The organism is Pseudomonas viridiflava, assembly GCF_003702045.1.
In the GTDB taxonomy this organism is placed as follows: Bacteria; Pseudomonadota; Gammaproteobacteria; order Pseudomonadales; family Pseudomonadaceae; genus Aquipseudomonas; species Aquipseudomonas viridiflava_C.
The window spans coordinates 1-16,199 of sequence record NZ_RBTP01000033.1 but is presented as its reverse complement, the minus strand read 5'-3'; the positions used below and the strand labels follow the sequence as shown (position 1 = coordinate 16,199).

The window sequence follows — 16,199 nt, the reverse complement described above, 5'->3', positions numbered from 1 at the left end:
TATTCGACAGGCTCAATTGCCTGTCGGCAGTTCGGCGGTTAAAGTGCCGCTCCCTGATTTTCCTGAGGTTTTTGCATGAGCCAGTCCTTTGATATCGCCGTTGTCGGCGCAACCGGTACTGTCGGCGAAACCATTGTCCAGATTCTGGAAGAGCGCGATTTTCCGGTGGGTGCCCTGCACTTGCTGGCCAGCATCGATTCGGCAGGGCATTCAGTGCCGTTCCGGGGTAAAAACGTGCGCGTCCGCGAAGTCGATGACTTCGATTTCAGCAAGGTCAAGCTGGCGTTTTTTGCCGCGGGTCCTGCTATCAGTCTTGCCCACGCTGAAAAGGCGTCGGCTTCCGGTTGCCTGGTCATTGACCTGTCCGGCGCTTTTGCGGCCATGCAAGCGCCCGCGATCGTGCCGGAGATCAATGCCACGCTTCTGGCGTCGAGTCACGGCGCTGGACGCATTGTGGCAAGTCCGAGCGCATCGGCAACTGCCGTGGCGTTGGTACTGAACCCGCTGCGTGAATGCCTCGAACTGCGTCATGTGGCGATCACGGCCTGTCTGGCAGTGTCTGCGCAAGGTCGTGAAGGGGTGAGCGAACTGGCTCGCCAGACCACGGAACTGCTCAACGTTCGCCCACTGGAAACGCGGTTCTTCGACCGGCAAATGGCGTTTAATGTGCTCGCTCAGGTCGGCAAGCCGGACGAAACGGGTCATCTGACGCTGGAGCGACGTCTGGTTAATGAGCTTCGCGAGCTGCTGGCGCTGCCGTCGCTCAAGGTGTCTGCCAGTTGCATTCAGGTTCCGGTTTTCTTTGGCGACAGCTTTACTGTGTCGGTGCAGTCGGCTGCGGCAATCGATCTGGCTGCTGTGAATGCAGCGCTTGAAGCGGCCGAGGGGATCGAGTTGGTCGATGCCGGTGATTACCCGACGCCTGTCGGCGATGCGGTTGGCCAGGATGTGGTTTACGTCGGCCGCGTTCGCACAGGCATCGACGATCCCGAACAACTCAATCTGTGGGTAACCTCTGACAATGTTCGCAAAGGCGCTGCGCTCAATGCTGTGCAGGTTGGCGAATTGTTGATAAAAGACTATGTGTAAAAGATACTTGGCAACACTTTGAATAATTGTTCGAGCGGCGATACGCCTTACACCCAACGCAGGACTACCTCTCCGGATGCCGGAGAATCTTTAAACAAGGGATGGGCTATGGTTCAGGTTCGTAAACTGGTATTAGCGATCGCTGCGGCTTCGGCGCTGTCATCAGGGATGGCGCAGGCGTTGGGGCTCGGGGAATTGTCTGTCAAGTCGACCCTGAACCAGCCACTGGTAGCCGAGATCGAGTTGACCGATGCGCAGGGCGTCAACGCCGCGCAGGTTGTACCCAGTCTTGCAACAACGGCGGACTTCGCCCAAGCGGGCATCACTCGTCAGGCGTTTCTCAATGACCTCAGCTTCACGCCGGTCATCAACGCCAGCGGCAAGAGTGTTCTGCGGATCACCTCTACCAAACCGGTGCGTGAGCCTTATGTAAAGTTCCTGGTTCAGGTGCTCTGGCCGAACGGACGTCTGCTGCGCGAGTACAGCCTGTTGCTGGACCCGCCGAAGTTCTCACCGGAAGCGGCGGCCGCTGCGGCAGCACCTGCTCCGGCAGCGCCTGCGACCCCGGCACCCGCACCTGCCGCTGAAGCCGGAGCGCCTGCTCAATTGGCGACCGTAGCGCCGTCTGCCGAAGCGACGCCTGCGGCACCGTCTGTCCAGCAGCCTGCAGCGCAAGGTTCGACGCTTCCACCTCCGGCTGCCGATAAGCAGGGCCAGTACGTCACCGCCAACAACGACACCCTGTGGGAGATCGCTGCGAAGGTTCGCACTGGCGGAACCGTACAGCAGACGATGCTGGCGATTCAGGCGCTCAACCCTGATGCCTTCATGGGCGGCAACATCAACCGATTGAAGAAAGGCCAGGTCCTGCGCCTGCCGACGCCTCAGCAGACCACGGCCTTGCCGCAGCCTCAGGCCGTTGCAGAGGTTTCCCGTCAGTACAGCGCATGGCGTGAAGGTCGCCGTCTGCCAGCGGGTGCCCGTCAGGTCGACGCCACTCGCCGTGATCGCGCCGGTGCTGCGCCATCCAGGGTCGATACGTCTGACAACCTCAGCCTGGTCTCGGCCGGTGGCAAGCCTGCCGCCAATGGCGCTGCGGGTGACAGCGACCTGAGCAATAAGCTGGCAGTGGCTCAGGAGGCGCTGGACACCTCGCGTCGTGATAACGCCGAGCTGACCAGTCGTATGAACGACCTGCAAAGTCAGTTGGACAAGTTGCAGCGTCTGATCGAGCTCAAGAATGGCCAGTTGGCCAAGATGCAGGCAGCCGGTGCAGCCGTACCGCCTGCTGCTACGCCTGTCGAACCTTCCAGCGCAGCCAGCGCGGCCGTACCGGCGTCGCTGGTCGACGCCAATGGCACGCCAGTGAAACCCGCAGGTGAGATCGCGCCTGAAGACGCGTTGCCGGCAGGTGCTGCACAGGTCGCCACGCCCGTTGCCGACCAGCCATTGGCGGTCGAGCCGGTCGCCGTTCCGGAAGACGAGGACGCATTGCAGAAGGTCCTCGACAACCCCGTGCTGTTGGGGCTGATTGGCGGTGCGGTGCTGTTGCTTCTGGCGCTGGTCCTGTTGTTTCTGGCGCGTCGTCGCGCTGCCAAAGCGGAGGCTGAAAAGCATCGGCGCATGGCCCGCGCCTTGGCTGAGGAGTCTCAGTTCGTCTCTGACATGGACATGAATGCACCGCCTGCCAGTTTCGACGGGCTTGACGTGCCGCCGCCTAACGTCCGCATGGGGGCAGGTCCTGCCGCAGTCGCGGCGACCGCCGCACGCGAGCGACCGGCCGATCCGCTGGTGCAGGCTGAAATCCATATCGCTTACGGCCGTATGAATCAGGCCGTCGAGCTGCTTGAAGAGGCCATCAAGGATTCGCCTGAGCGTGACGACATTCGTCTCAAACTCATGGAAATCTACGCAGAACAGGGCAACAACAAGGCCTATGCCGCGCATGAGCGCAAGCTGGTGGCCTCGGGAAAGCGTGAAGCTGAGGGCGAGCAGCTAAAAGATTCATACTCGACCCAATCTCCTGCGGTGTCGCTCGCCAAGCCTGCCCCGGTTGAGCCAGCGCCCGTTGTTGAGTCTGCTTCCGTGGTTGCACCTGTGGCAGTGGCGGCCGGTGCTGCCAGTGCAGCAGCGTTGGCTGCCGAACTGGATGCAAAGTATGTGGAAGAGTTGCTGGCAGATGATGCTGTCGAGCCAGAGCCAGAGCCAGAGCCAGAGCCCCAGGTTGAGCCTCCCGTTGCCGATGAGCCAGCAATCGCCGCGGATGAGTTCGATCACGACTTCGATCTGAGTCTGGATGAACTCGACGAGCCGTCTCCAGCGGATCTGCCAACGGTCACCGATCCGGACGATCTGTTGCTGGATGAGCCTATGGTTGCGGCAGCGCCCAGCGAGGAGCCGTTGAGCTTCGAAGCCATCATGCAGGAACAGGAAGCTGCTCGTGCAGCCGCGACACCTGAGGACCTGGCCGATTTCGATCTTGATCTCTCGGAAGACGATCCAGCACTCAAGAACGAAGATGATTTCCTGTTGGGCCTGAAGGATGACCCTGTCGAGCCTGAAACAGGCGTCGTCCCACCGGTGAGTGATGACCTGGAATTGCCTGAAGATTTCGATCTGTCGCTGGCCGACGAGATCGAGTCCGATCAGGCCAGCCAGGCTTTCGCGTCTGAAATCGATGACGTGAATGCCGAACTGGATCGTCTGTCGCAGAACCTTGAGCATCCTCCGCTCGACGAGCCGCGGTTCACGGCAGAGGACGCGATGGCGCTAGATGACGAGCCGGACTTCGATTTCATGGCCGGTACGGATGAGGCAGCGACCAAGCTGGATCTGGCGCGTGCCTACATCGACATGGGCGATGCTGACGGCGCGCGGGACATTCTCGACGAGGTCGTTAACGAGGGCGATGACGGGCAGAAAAGCGAAGCACGTGACATGCTTTCGCGTCTTGCCTGATTCAATCGACGCTTGACCACAGACGGCCGCTTTTGCGGCCGTCTGCATGTAGTGCTCGATGTGGCGTCTTTTTTCGGCGGCCGTATAATGGCCGACTTTTCGCAAACCGACAGGCTGTAACACCTTGGCGAACATAGATAACCCGGCCGCCGAGATGGCTGCCGAGGGCTTTTCCCGAATCGCGCTGGGCGTGGAATACAAAGGATCGCGCTATTGCGGCTGGCAGCGTCAGGCTTCCGGCGTGCTGACGGTGCAGGAAACCCTGGAAAACGCATTGTCGAAAGTGGCGGACTCGCCGGTCTCGCTGATGTGCGCCGGGCGGACCGATGCGGGCGTGCATGCGTGTGGTCAGGTGGTGCATTTCGACACGCAGGCCGAGCGATCCATGAAAGCCTGGGTGATGGGGGCGAATATCAATTTGCCCCACGACATCAGTGTGACCTGGGCGCGGGTCATGCCCGCCGAGTTTCACGCGCGCTTCAAGGCAATCGCTCGACGCTACCGGTACGTGATCTACAACGATCAGATCCGTCCGGCGCATCTGGGTCAGGAAATCACCTGGAATCATCGTCCGCTGGACGTGAGGCGGATGGCCGAGGCTGCGCAGCATCTGATCGGGACCCACGATTTCAGTGCGTTTCGCGCCGGACAATGCCAAGCCAAATCCCCGGTCAAGCAGTTGCATCACCTGCGTGTCACCCAGCATGGCAAGATGATCGTCATTGATGTGCGGGCGAATGCCTTTCTGCATCACATGGTGCGCAACATTGCCGGCGTGCTGATGACCATCGGTGCGGGTGAACGACCGGTGGAGTGGGCGCGTGATGTGCTGGAAAGCAAGGTGCGTCGTACCGGAGGCGTCACCGCACATCCTTATGGGCTTTACTTGGTGCAGGTCGAGTACCGGGAGCAGTTCCCGTTGCCTGAGCGCTACATCGGTCCGCATTTTCTTACAGGCTTCGCCGAACTTGACGGCTGACGCCCCGGCAAGCATTTGCTAACATCCGGGACTTTCCGAAAGGTCTGAGGTTTTCATCATATGTCAGCCGTTCGAAGCAAGATCTGCGGGATTACCCGCATAGAAGACGCGCTCGCCGCTGTCGAGGCAGGCGCGGATGCCATCGGGCTGGTGTTTTACGCCAAAAGTCCCCGTGCCGTGACCGTCCAGCAGGCGCGAGCCATCATTGCCGCGTTGCCGCCTTTTATTACCACGGTCGGGTTGTTCGTCAACGCCAGCCGGTGCGAGCTCAATGAGACGCTGGATGCCGTTGCGCTGGATCTGCTGCAGTTCCACGGCGATGAAACGCCAGAAGAGTGCGACGGCTATCACCGTCCTTACATCAAGGCGCTGCGCGTCAAGGCAGGTGACGACATCGAAAAGGCGTGCCAGGCCTACCGCAATGCCCGGGGTATTCTGCTCGACACCTATGTGGAAGGCGTGCCGGGCGGTACGGGTGAGACGTTTGACTGGGCGCTGATTCCGAACGAGCTGAGCAAACCCGTCATTCTGGCAGGGGGGCTGACGTCAGCGAATGTGGCTCAGGCCATTGCCCAGGTCAAACCTTACGCGGTAGACGTCAGTGGTGGTGTCGAACAGAGCAAAGGCATCAAGGATCGGGAGAAGATTCTCGCGTTCATGAGCGCGGTCCACGGTGCCTGATGTGACGGTTTCGGTGCGAGCGCCGTCCATAAGCCTGTTCCCGCCACAAGTCTTGCGGGTCGAATTGATTGGAGGAGGGTGCTTGTATGCACCGTCCTCGCTGAAAAAAACCGTGGTAGAGGGTGTGCAGGTCAGGCCGATAGCCGATCGTTCACCCTTCTCATCGCCAACTCACGAATTTAGCTAAGGGCATGCGTCTGGCGTGTAAGCGTCATGCGTTCGAGCCACACCGGTATTGGAGATATAAAGCATGAGCAACTGGTTGGTAGACAAACTGATCCCATCGATCATGCGTTCCGAGGTCAAGAAGAGCTCGGTTCCTGAAGGGCTGTGGCACAAGTGCCCGTCCTGCGAAGCAGTGCTCTATCGGCCTGAGCTGGAAAAGACCCTCGACGTCTGCCCCAAGTGCAATCACCACATGCGCATCGGTGCCCGTGCCCGTCTGGACATCTTTCTCGATGCCGAGGGTCGTGCCGAACTGGGTGCCGACCTTGAGCCGGTTGACCGTCTGAAGTTTCGCGACGGCAAGAAGTACAAGGATCGCCTCACCGCAGCGCAGAAGCAGACCGGTGAGAAAGACGCGCTGATTTCCATGAGCGGTACGTTGCTGGGCATGCCGGTCGTCGCCAGCGCGTTCGAATTTTCCTTCATGGGCGGCTCGATGGGCGCCATCGTCGGCGAGCGTTTCGTGCGCGCCGCCGATTACGCGCTGGAAAACCGCTGCCCGATGATCTGCTTCGCCGCCTCCGGTGGCGCGCGTATGCAGGAAGCGTTGATTTCCCTGATGCAGATGGCCAAGACCTCGGCCGTTCTGGCACGTCTTCGTGAAGAAGGCCTGCCATTCATCTCGGTACTGACCGACCCGGTCTATGGTGGTGTTTCCGCCAGTCTGGCGATGCTGGGCGATGTGATCGTCGCTGAGCCCAAGGCACTGATCGGTTTCGCCGGTCCACGCGTCATCGAGCAGACCGTGCGCGAAAAGCTGCCCGAAGGCTTCCAGCGCAGCGAGTTCCTGCTGGATCACGGTGCAATCGATATGATCATCGCCCGCAGTGAATTGCGTCCGCGCCTGGGCAATCTGCTGGCGCAAATGATGAACCTGCCGACGCCGAAGTTCGTGGCGCCGGTACTTGAGCCTATCGTCGTACCGCCGGCTCCGGCCACGGTATGACCCCTTCGACCCTGGGCGACTGGCTCGCCTACCTGGAGCAACTGCATCCGTCCGCGATCGACATGGGGCTGGACCGTTCGCGACAGGTGGCGCAGCAACTGGGACTTACACGTCCCGCGCCCCGGGTCATTACGGTAACCGGCACCAACGGCAAGGGCTCGACCTGTGCCTTTGTCGCGGCGCTGTTGCAGGCTCAGGGTCTGAAGGTCGGGGTCTACAGTTCCCCGCACCTGCTGCATTACAACGAACGGGTGAAAGTGCAGGGCGTCGAAGCGACCGATCTTGAGTTGTGCGATGCCTTCGCAGCCGTTGAATCGGCACGTGGCGACATCACGCTGACCTATTTTGAAATGGGTACGCTCGCGGCCTTCTGGCTGTTCGAGCAGGCAAAGCTCGACGCCGTCGTGCTGGAAGTCGGTCTGGGCGGTCGCCTGGATGCCGTAAATCTGGTCGATGCGGATATCGCCCTGGTCACCAGCATCGGTGTCGACCATGCCGACTGGCTGGGCGATACGCGCGAATCGGTTGCCTTTGAAAAGGCGGGTATCTTCCGTGCCGGTCGTCCGGCGCTGTGCGGGGATCTTGATCCGCCAGATCCGTTGCTGGCCAAGGCTCGGGAATTGGGTTGCCCGCTGCTGTTGCGGGGGCGCGACTTCGATCTTTCATTCACCGAGCAGGGCTGGGACTGGCGCGGTATGGCTCATGGTGAGGCGGTCGAGCTGCGCGGACTGCCGCTGCTGGACCTCCCCATGCAGAACGCCGCGCTGGCGCTTCAGGCGTTCGCGTTGCTGGGTTATCCGCTGCAGCACTCGGTCGTCTGCGAGGCGCTGGCGCTCACACGGCTTGTCGGTCGTCTGGATCGCCGTACCGTTCACTGGCACGGCAGGGCGATCAATCTGCTTCTGGATGTGGGCCATAACCCGCATGCGGCGCAGTTTTTGGCCCAACGCATGGCCCAGCGGCCGATTGCCGGCAAGCGCCTGGCGGTGTTCGGCTTGCTGTCTGACAAGGATCTTGAGGGCGTGGTCTCTGAACTGGCCTCCAGCATTCAGGACTGGGCCGTTGCACCGCTGCCTACGTCCCGTAGTCGGCCGGCCGCAGAGTTGCAGTCGGCGCTGGAGAACCTTGGGGCCCGCGTGAAGTCCTATCAGAGTATCGCGCTGGCACTGGAGGCTCAGTGCGCGCATGCCACGACCGATGACGAAATTCTGCTGTTCGGATCTTTTTATTGTGTAGCCGAGGCCCTTGAATGGTTGGCCGGGCACACCCGCGAGGACGCTGCAAATGGCTTTGCTGGATAACGTATTCAAGCAGCGGATGGTGGGCGCGCTGGTGCTGATCGCCGTCGCGGTGATCTTCCTCCCCATGTTGTTCACGCGTCAGGACGAGAGTCATCCGGTCCGGGTAGATGCGCCCGCAGCGCCCCAGGCACCCGCGAGCCAGCAGGTGCAGGTCGAACCGGTGTCCGTTCCCGAGCCTCAGGTGATTCCACAGGAACCGGTCCCCGGCGATGACCAGGTCGCCGCGAACGGTCAGCCGCCGTCCATGCCGATAGCGCCAGCGCCTACGGTCCAGACTCCTGCTAATACCCCTGCCGCTGCACCTGCACCCAAGCCTGCCGCCAAGCAGCCGACGCCTGCGCCGGCGCCGGCGCCAGCAGCACCCGCGACGCCTGCTGCGCCTTCAGCCCCTGCGGTCGCAAAAGCGGCGCCAAGCGGTGTGGATGCCAATGGCCTGTCAATCAGTTGGTCGGTGCAGCTTGCCAGCATGTCCAATCGCGCGAACGCCGATAATCTGCAAAAAACCCTGCGTACCCAGGGCTATAACGCTTACATCCGCACAGCCGATGGCGTGAATCGCGTGTTCGTCGGACCGCTGATCGAGCGCGCCGAAGCCGATCGTCTGCGTGACCAACTGGACAAGCAGCAGAAGCTAAAAGGTATCGTGGTGCGGTTTCAGCCTGAAAAAGGCTGATCTTCCTACCGTTATGCCCAATGCGTTTGGCCACTCCTAGCCCTGTTTCTACGGAAAATGCCTCCTGCCGATAATCGCTGCTTACCGGCGGGCGGGCGCTCTGCTAAAATGCGCCGCCTTATCTGTCTGCAGGCTGCAACGTGCCATTTACTCCGGTTGACTGGGCAATTCTGGGAATTGTCGCCATCTCCGCCCTGATCAGTCTGAAACGCGGCTTCGTAAAAGAAGCACTGTCGTTGACGACATGGATCATTGCAGGTGTAGTGGCCTGGATGTTCGGCGCAGGGCTGTCGCAGTATCTGGTCAACTACATAGAAACACCCTCTGCCCGCGTGATCGCGAGCTGCACCATTCTATTTGTCGCCACCTTGCTGGTCGGCGCCATGGTCAACTTTCTGATAGGCGAACTGATTCGCGTCACCGGGCTTTCCGGGACCGATCGTTTTCTGGGTATGGTCTTCGGCGCTGCGCGCGGAGGCCTGCTTGTGGTTGTGGCGGTCGGGCTGTTGAGCCTCGGGCCGGTGCAACAGGATCAATGGTGGCAGCAGTCAAGGCTGGTGCCGCAGTTTCTCATGGTCGCTGACTGGTCGAAAAACCTGATTCTCGGGATGTCCAGCAAGTGGCTCGCCAGCGGCATCAGCGTACCTGCTGATCTGCCGTTCAAGGAGCAGATCCTGCCGTCTACAATACCGCAGGATGTGCTTGGTAAATCCAGTTCCACTAAGTAGGGGTTGTGTCGCATGTGTGGCATCGTCGGTATCGTCGGTAAGTCGAACGTCAATCAGGCGCTGTATGACGCGCTCACCGTCCTCCAGCACCGCGGCCAGGATGCTGCCGGTATTGTGACCAGCCACGACGGCCGGTTATTCCTGCGCAAGGACAACGGACTGGTGCGTGATGTGTTCCACCAGCGCCATATGCAGCGTCTGGTCGGGCACATGGGCATCGGTCATGTGCGTTACCCCACGGCGGGCAGTTCGACCTCGGCCGAGGCACAGCCGTTCTACGTCAACTCGCCTTATGGCATCACGTTGGCGCATAACGGTAACCTGACCAACGTTGAGCAGTTGGCCAAGGAGATCTACGAATCTGACCTGCGCCACGTCAACACCAATTCCGACTCGGAAGTGCTGCTCAACGTGTTCGCTCACGAGCTGGCCGTTCGCGGCAAGCTGCAGCCGACCGAAGAAGACATCTTCGCGGCCGTGACCGACGTGCATAATCGTTGCCGTGGCGGTTATGCAGTGGTGGCGATGATTACCGGCTACGGCATCGTCGGTTTCCGTGACCCGGACGCCATTCGTCCTATCGTGTTCGGCCAGCGTCATACCGACGAAGGCGTCGAGTACATGATCGCTTCCGAAAGCGTTTCCCTCGATGTACTGGGCTTTACGCTGATTCGCGACCTGGCACCGGGCGAAGCGGTCTACATCACCGAAGACGGCAAGCTGCACACTCGTCAATGCGCGGCCAACCCGAAGTACGCGCCGTGCATTTTCGAACACGTCTACCTGGCGCGTCCGGATTCGATCATCGACGGCATCTCGGTCTACAAGGCGCGCCTGCGCATGGGCGAGAAGCTCGCCGACAAGATCCTGCGCGAGCGTCCGGATCACGACATCGACGTGGTCATCCCGATTCCGGACACCAGCCGTACCGCTGCGCTGGAGCTGGCGAACCACCTGGGCGTCAAGTTTCGCGAAGGCTTCGTCAAGAACCGTTACATCGGCCGCACGTTCATCATGCCGGGTCAGGCTGCACGCAAGAAGTCCGTGCGCCAGAAGCTCAACGCCATCGAACTGGAATTCCGCGGCAAGAACGTCATGCTGGTGGACGATTCCATCGTTCGTGGCACGACCTGCAAGCAGATCATTCAGATGGCCCGCGAAGCCGGTGCCAAGAACGTTTATTTCTGTTCTGCCGCTCCGGCGGTGCGTTACCCCAACGTCTACGGCATCGACATGCCGAGTGCTCACGAGCTGATCGCCCATAACCGTTCCACCCAGGACGTTGCCGACCTCATCGGTGCCGACTGGCTGGTCTATCAGGACTTGACTGACCTGATCGAAGCGGTCAGCGGGAGTAAGAAGATCAAGATCGATAACTTCGATTGCTCGGTCTTCGACGGCAAGTACGTGACCGGTGACATCGACGAGCATTATCTGAACAAGATCGAACAGGCGCGTAACGATGCCTCCAAGGTCAAGACCCAAGCAGTGAGCGCGATCATCGATCTGTACAACAACTAATTGGTTTCAGGAGTAGCGGCATGACTCAGGAATGGGATGCAGGTCGTCTCGACAGCGACCTTGAAGGTGTGGGGTTCGACACCCTCGCCGTACGTGCCGGGCAACATCGCACGCCGGAAGGCGAGCATGGCGATCCGATGTTCTTCACCTCCAGCTACGTGTTCCGCACGGCCGCCGACGCGGCTGCGCGGTTTGCCGGTGAAGTCCCTGGCAACGTGTACTCGCGTTACACCAACCCTACCGTGCGTTCCTTCGAAGAGCGCATGGCGGCGCTTGAAGGTGCAGAACAGGCGGTCGCCACGGCGACCGGCATGGCTGCGACCCTGGCGGTCGTCATGAGTCTGTGCAGCGCCGGTGACCACGTTCTGGTGTCCCGCAGTGTGTTCGGTTCGACCATCAGCCTGTTCGACAAGTACTTCAAGCGTTTCGGTATCGAAGTGGACTACGTGCCGCTGGCGGACCTGAGTGGGTGGGATGCGGCCATCAAGGCCAACACCAAAATGCTGTTTGTCGAGTCGCCCTCCAATCCGTTGGCCGAGTTGGTGGATATCGCCGCGCTGTCGCAAGTCGCCCATGCCAAGGGTGCGATGCTGATCGTCGATAACTGCTTCTGCACGCCAGCGTTGCAGCAACCGCTGAAACTGGGCGCTGATATTGTCGTGCATTCGGCGACCAAGTTCATTGACGGCCAGGGTCGTTGCATGGGCGGTGTGGTTGCCGGGCGCAGCGAGCAGATGAAAGAAGTGGTCGGGTTCCTGCGTACGGCCGGGCCGACCCTCAGCCCGTTCAATGCCTGGATCTTCCTCAAGGGGCTCGAAACCCTGAACCTGCGCATGCGGGCTCATTGCGCCAACGCTCAGGCGCTGGCCGAGTGGCTGGAACAGCAGGATGGCATCGAGAAGGTTCATTACGCCGGTCTCAAGAGCCATCCGCAGCATGAACTGGCTCAGCGTCAGCAGAAGGGCTTCGGTGCGGTCGTGAGTTTCGAGGTCAAGGGTGGCAAAGAAGGCGCATGGCGCTTCATCGATGCAACGCGACTGATCTCGATCACCGCCAATCTGGGCGACACCAAAACCACCATCACTCACCCAGGCACTACGTCTCATGGGCGTCTGGCGCCTCAAGAGCGTGAGGCCGCCGGCATTCGCGACAGCCTGATCCGAGTCGCAGTGGGGCTTGAAGATGTCGCAGACCTGCAGGCCGATCTGGCGCTCGGGCTGGCGGCGTTGTGACGGGTGATGTGAGCAGCGACGCGAGTGAAAGCATGAGCGACGACTGGGCAATGAAGTTCAGTACCCACAACGGCCGCGTGGCCTTGGTCACCGGTGCAGCACGCGGCATCGGCCTGGGCATTGCAGCCTGGCTGATTGCCGAGGGCTGGCAAGTGGTACTGACCGATCTGGATCGCAGGCGTGGTTCCAAAGTGGCCGGTGCGTTGGGCGAAAACGCGCTGTTCATTACGATGGACGTGGCGAACGAAGAGCAGGTCGCTGCAGGCGTGGCTGAAGTGCTCAGGCGCTTCGGTCGGCTGGATGCGCTGGTATGCAATGCGGCGATTGCCGATCCGCATAACACCACGCTGGAAAGCCTTGAATTGTCCCACTGGAATCGCGTGCTGGGCGTCAACCTGGGCGGGCCGATGCTATTGGCCAAGCACTGCGCGCCTTATCTGCGTGCGCATTGCGGCAGCATCGTCAACCTGACCTCGACCCGCGCGAGTCAGTCTGAGCCCGATACCGAGGCTTATGCGGCCAGCAAGGGGGGCTTGATGGCGCTGACGCATGCCTTGGCAATCAGTATGGGCCCCGAGATACGCGTCAATGCTGTCAGTCCCGGCTGGATCGACGCTCGTGATCCCGCATTGCGACGCGCCGAGCCGTTGTCGGAGGCTGATCATGCGCAACATCCTGCGGGCAGGGTAGGGACAGTGGAGGACGTTGCGGCAATGGTCGCGTGGCTGCTTTCCCGCAATGCCGGTTTTGTCACCGGGCAGGAATTCGTGATCGATGGCGGCATGACCCGCAAGATGGTGTACGCCGAGTAGCGGCTTGCTCAACATGGCGAGTCGTTATTTTTTGGCGGTGGGTTGCGTGGGATGCGATTGGAGCGTTTTCAAAAAAACTTCAATCAGGCTATTGACTTAGGTTCGTTAGGTGCGTAAATTTCGCGGCCTCAACGAAGCAAAGGGTGATTAGCTCAGCTGGGAGAGCAGCTGCCTTACAAGCAGCGGGTCGGCGGTTCGATCCCGTCATCACCCACCATCGTTGAGTTTGAAAGCTGAAGTACGAGGGCTTTCAAGGTTGAAATCGGACGCAAGTCCACACTGCGCAGCGGTAGTTCAGTCGGTTAGAATACCGGCCTGTCACGCCGGGGGTCGCGGGTTCGAGTCCCGTCCGCTGCGCCATATTTGTACAGACTCGGTTCGCCGTGTCTGAGGTTGAAAGGCTAGAGTCGTTCAATCCGAAGTACAGGAAACGAGCTATCGAAAGTTTGTTTCAAACAGGTTTACAAGCGATACGCAGCGGTAGTTCAGTCGGTTAGAATACCGGCCTGTCACGCCGGGGGTCGCGGGTTCGAGTCCCGTCCGCTGCGCCATACAAAGCTTTGAGGCCCTTGAACTCCTCGAAGCGACAGAAAAGCGACCTCAGGGTCGCTTTTTTGTTGTCTGCGATTTGGCTGAAGCAGTCAGCGTGATGTGACGTGTATCGAATCCTTTCGAACGCCACATTGATCCTGCGGCAGCCTTGTTGCAGACTTACTGCCCTTTCCAGTCTGCAGTCTTGCTGGCAGTTATTTCCTTCCTCAGGATTTCTGATGTTTAAGTTATTGAATGTTCGTACCGCGTGCGGTGTGTCCATGTTGCTTCTGGCTGCTGGCTGTTCTTCGCCCAAGCAAGCGGTCTATGACCATGAGCACTTCGACGATGCCGGGACGTTTTCGCGCAGCTACCCGGCAACCGATCTGTCGTCCTGTGAAGCCGGACGACGCGCTTTGCTGAGTCAGGGCTACATCATCACCAGCAGCGACCCCAAAATGATTGCGGGGCGCAAGAGCTTCCAGCAAACGGGCGAAACCCACATCGAGATCAGCTTCAACCTGGTCTGCGCCGCTGATGTGAAGGCGGGCAGTTCGACCATGTTCGCCAACGCTCTGCAGGATCGTTACGCGCTGAAGAAAACCAACAACTCGGCGAGCCTTGGGGTAGGGGTATTGGGGTCGTTGTCGATGCCGATTGGCTCCACCGATGATTCTATGGTCAAGGTCGCCAGCGAGACGGTTGCCTCGGCCAAGTTCTATGAGCGCTTCTTCGGGCTGGTGGAGAACTTCCTGCCCCCGGACGTGAAGCAGGCAGCACATATCGTAGAGAAGCCCAAGGCGGATCTGGGTGTCCCTGACGCAGCGCCTGCTGCTGTTGCGCCTAAAGCTGCTGAGCCTGCAAAAGTGGCACCGAAAGCGGCCGCAGATGCGCCCAAGGCTGAACCGGTTGCTGAACCCAAGGCCGAGTCCATTGCGCCTGCGGCCAGCGAGCCTGTGCCTGCACCGGACGAGCCGGCTTCATTCAAAGCCGAGCCCGTGACTCCGCCGCAGGATCAGCCGGTCGAAACAACTGCGCCTGCGCCGGTCGAGACTCCGCCAGTACAGTAGTTTCTCGGTACTGATCGTCCTTGCGGGTGTACGCATAAGCAGACCAATGGGAGGCAGAGCGTCCCGGGGCGTTAGCCCAGAAACAATCGGTACGCCGGGTTATCGCTCTCATCCCAATACGGATAGCCAATCTCGGTCAGGGCCTGGCTGACCAGGTGCCGCTCATCCTCAGGCACCACCAGCCCCGCCACGACCCGCCCATCCGCTGCGCCGTGGTTGCGGTAGTGGAACATCGAAATGGTCCAGCGTCCGCCCAGGCGGTTGAGAAAGTTGAAGAGCGCACCGGGGCGTTCGGGGAATTCGAAGCGCAGCACCACTTCATCACTGACCCGCTCGGAGTGCCCGCCGACCATGTGGCGGATATGCAGCTTGGCCAGTTCGTTGTCGGTCAGGTCCAGCACCGGAAAGCCCTGTTCGGTCAGGCTGGCGATCAGGGCGCTGCGCGGATCGTTGTCAGGATGGGTCTGCACGCCGACGAAGATGTGCGCTTCGCGGTCGGTGTGGTAGCGGTAGTTGAATTCGGTGATCTGCCTCTTGCCAATGGCCTCGCAGAACGCCTTGAAGCTGCCCGGCTTCTCAGGGATGGTCACGGCGATGATCGCTTCGCGGCCCTCACCCAGTTCGGCGCGTTCGGCCACGTGGCGCAGGCGGTCGAAGTTGACGTTGGCCCCGGAGTCGATGGCCACCAGCGTCTGACCACTGACGCCGCGCTGCTCGACATACTTCTTGATGCCCGCCACGGCCAGCGCGCCCGAGGGTTCGGTGATGGAGCGGGTGTCGTCGTAAATGTCCTTAATGGCCGCGCAGATCTCGTCGGTGCTGACCGTGATCACCTCATCGACGTAATGCCGACAGACCTCGAACGTGTGATAGCCGATCTGCGCCACTGCCACGCCGTCAGCGAACAACCCGACCTGACTGAGCACCACGCGCTCGCCTGCCGCCATCGCGACTTGCAGGCAGTTGGAGTCGTCGGGTTCGACGCCGATCACCTTGATGTCCGGTCGCAGGTACTTCACATACGCCGCAATGCCCGCGATCAGCCCGCCGCCGCCCACCGGCACGAAGATCGCGTCCAGCCGGCCCGGCTGCTGGCGCAGGATCTCCATTGCTACCGTGCCTTGCCCGGCGATGGTGTCGGGGTCGTCGTACGGATGGATATAAACAAAACCCTGCTCGTCGACCAGCTTCAGCGAGTACGCCAGCGCTTCGGGAAACGAGTCGCCATGCAGCACCACCGTCGCGCCGCGTGAGCGCACGCCTTCGACCTTGATTTCAGGCGTGGTGCGCGGCATCACGATGGTCGCCTTGATGCCCAGCTCCCGCGCCGCCAGCGCCAGCCCTTGCGCATGGTTGCCTGCCGAAGCCGTCACCACGCCCCGTGCCGCTTCTTCTGCCGTCAGTTGCGCCAGCTTGTTGTACGCGCCGCGAATCTTGAACGAGAACACCGGCT

The 16,199-nt window shown here is 60.7% G+C and carries 13 protein-coding genes and 3 tRNA genes; 15 read left to right on the top strand and 1 reads right to left on the bottom strand.

All coding sequences use genetic code 11. The features are described from left to right. Window positions 1-75 precede the first annotated feature (75 nt). From ALP40_RS11130 to ALP40_RS11060, 15 genes are all read left to right on the top strand, one after another. Window positions 76-1,089, top strand: coding sequence for an aspartate-semialdehyde dehydrogenase (locus tag ALP40_RS11130; RefSeq protein WP_122208331.1), 1,014 nt, complete (start codon window positions 76-78; stop codon window positions 1,087-1,089). Window positions 1,090-1,197: 108 nt separating this feature from the next. After that, complete coding sequence (locus ALP40_RS11125) at window positions 1,198-4,047, top strand: FimV/HubP family polar landmark protein (RefSeq protein WP_122208330.1); 2,850 nt, start codon at window positions 1,198-1,200, stop codon at window positions 4,045-4,047. A 154-nt stretch (window positions 4,048-4,201) separates the two neighbouring features. Next, window positions 4,202-5,026, top strand: a complete 825-nt coding sequence (gene truA / locus ALP40_RS11120; protein WP_122208329.1) for a tRNA pseudouridine(38-40) synthase TruA — start codon at window positions 4,202-4,204, stop codon at window positions 5,024-5,026. A 60-nt stretch (window positions 5,027-5,086) separates the two neighbouring features. After that, window positions 5,087-5,707 carry a phosphoribosylanthranilate isomerase gene (locus tag ALP40_RS11115; protein ID WP_122208328.1) on the top strand — a complete coding sequence of 207 codons (621 nt, stop codon included), beginning with the start codon at window positions 5,087-5,089 and terminating at the stop codon, window positions 5,705-5,707. A 250-nt stretch (window positions 5,708-5,957) separates the two neighbouring features. Further along, window positions 5,958-6,878: an acetyl-CoA carboxylase, carboxyltransferase subunit beta gene (accD, locus tag ALP40_RS11110; protein WP_122208327.1), complete on the top strand. Its 921-nt coding sequence runs from the start codon at window positions 5,958-5,960 to the stop codon at window positions 6,876-6,878. Then, window positions 6,875-8,179, top strand: a complete 1,305-nt coding sequence (folC, locus tag ALP40_RS11105; RefSeq protein WP_122208326.1) for a bifunctional tetrahydrofolate synthase/dihydrofolate synthase — start codon at window positions 6,875-6,877, stop codon at window positions 8,177-8,179. The genes accD and folC overlap by 4 nt, the downstream gene beginning before the upstream one ends. Further along, complete coding sequence (locus ALP40_RS11100; RefSeq protein ID WP_122208325.1) at window positions 8,163-8,852, top strand: SPOR domain-containing protein; 690 nt, start codon at window positions 8,163-8,165, stop codon at window positions 8,850-8,852. Before folC ends, ALP40_RS11100 begins: the two co-directional genes overlap by 17 nt. 140 nt (window positions 8,853-8,992) lie before the next feature. Beyond that, window positions 8,993-9,580, top strand: a complete 588-nt coding sequence (locus tag ALP40_RS11095; protein ID WP_004884542.1) for a CvpA family protein — start codon at window positions 8,993-8,995, stop codon at window positions 9,578-9,580. A gap of 12 nt (window positions 9,581-9,592) precedes the next feature. Next, window positions 9,593-11,101, top strand: a complete 1,509-nt coding sequence (purF, locus tag ALP40_RS11090) for an amidophosphoribosyltransferase (protein ID WP_099230034.1) — start codon at window positions 9,593-9,595, stop codon at window positions 11,099-11,101. A 20-nt stretch (window positions 11,102-11,121) separates the two neighbouring features. Continuing rightward, window positions 11,122-12,333 carry an O-succinylhomoserine sulfhydrylase gene (locus ALP40_RS11085; protein WP_122208324.1) on the top strand — a complete coding sequence of 404 codons (1,212 nt, stop codon included), beginning with the start codon at window positions 11,122-11,124 and terminating at the stop codon, window positions 12,331-12,333. 32 nt (window positions 12,334-12,365) lie between these two features. Next, a complete protein-coding gene (locus tag ALP40_RS11080) occupies window positions 12,366-13,145 on the top strand; it encodes an SDR family oxidoreductase (RefSeq protein WP_122208455.1) in 780 nt (259 codons plus the stop codon). A 141-nt stretch (window positions 13,146-13,286) separates the two neighbouring features. Next, a tRNA-Val gene (locus tag ALP40_RS11075) sits at window positions 13,287-13,362 on the top strand. 66 nt (window positions 13,363-13,428) lie between these two features. Next, window positions 13,429-13,505: transfer RNA gene (locus ALP40_RS11070), tRNA-Asp, on the top strand. Between the two features lie 114 nt (window positions 13,506-13,619). After that, window positions 13,620-13,696 (top strand) — tRNA-Asp (locus tag ALP40_RS11065). Window positions 13,697-13,915: 219 nt separating this feature from the next. After that, window positions 13,916-14,746, top strand: a complete 831-nt coding sequence (locus ALP40_RS11060; protein WP_122208323.1) for a DUF2242 domain-containing protein — start codon at window positions 13,916-13,918, stop codon at window positions 14,744-14,746. Window positions 14,747-14,817: 71 nt separating this feature from the next. Here the strand turns inward: ALP40_RS11060 and ilvA are convergent. Next, window positions 14,818-16,199, bottom strand: a 1,382-nt coding sequence (ilvA, locus tag ALP40_RS11055) for a threonine ammonia-lyase, biosynthetic (protein ID WP_122208322.1), incomplete at its 5' end; no start/stop codon positions are given.

What these genes read in the sequence shown, in the direction of transcription:
- ALP40_RS11115 (WP_122208328.1), top strand. Translation starts at nt 5,087, where the DNA reads ATGTCAGCCGTTCGAAGCAAGATCTGCGGGATTACCCGCATAGAAGAC.
- ALP40_RS11100 (WP_122208325.1), top strand. Translation starts at nt 8,163, where the DNA reads ATGGCTTTGCTGGATAACGTATTCAAGCAGCGGATGGTGGGCGCGCTG.
- accD (WP_122208327.1), top strand. Translation starts at nt 5,958, where the DNA reads ATGAGCAACTGGTTGGTAGACAAACTGATCCCATCGATCATGCGTTCC.
- purF (WP_099230034.1), top strand. Translation starts at nt 9,593, where the DNA reads ATGTGTGGCATCGTCGGTATCGTCGGTAAGTCGAACGTCAATCAGGCG.
- ALP40_RS11125 (WP_122208330.1), top strand. Translation starts at nt 1,198, where the DNA reads ATGGTTCAGGTTCGTAAACTGGTATTAGCGATCGCTGCGGCTTCGGCG.
- ALP40_RS11130 (WP_122208331.1), top strand. Translation starts at nt 76, where the DNA reads ATGAGCCAGTCCTTTGATATCGCCGTTGTCGGCGCAACCGGTACTGTC.
- ALP40_RS11085 (WP_122208324.1), top strand. Translation starts at nt 11,122, where the DNA reads ATGACTCAGGAATGGGATGCAGGTCGTCTCGACAGCGACCTTGAAGGT.
- ALP40_RS11060 (WP_122208323.1), top strand. Translation starts at nt 13,916, where the DNA reads ATGTTTAAGTTATTGAATGTTCGTACCGCGTGCGGTGTGTCCATGTTG.
- ALP40_RS11080 (WP_122208455.1), top strand. Translation starts at nt 12,366, where the DNA reads ATGAGCGACGACTGGGCAATGAAGTTCAGTACCCACAACGGCCGCGTG.
- truA (WP_122208329.1), top strand. Translation starts at nt 4,202, where the DNA reads ATGGCTGCCGAGGGCTTTTCCCGAATCGCGCTGGGCGTGGAATACAAA.
- folC (WP_122208326.1), top strand. Translation starts at nt 6,875, where the DNA reads ATGACCCCTTCGACCCTGGGCGACTGGCTCGCCTACCTGGAGCAACTG.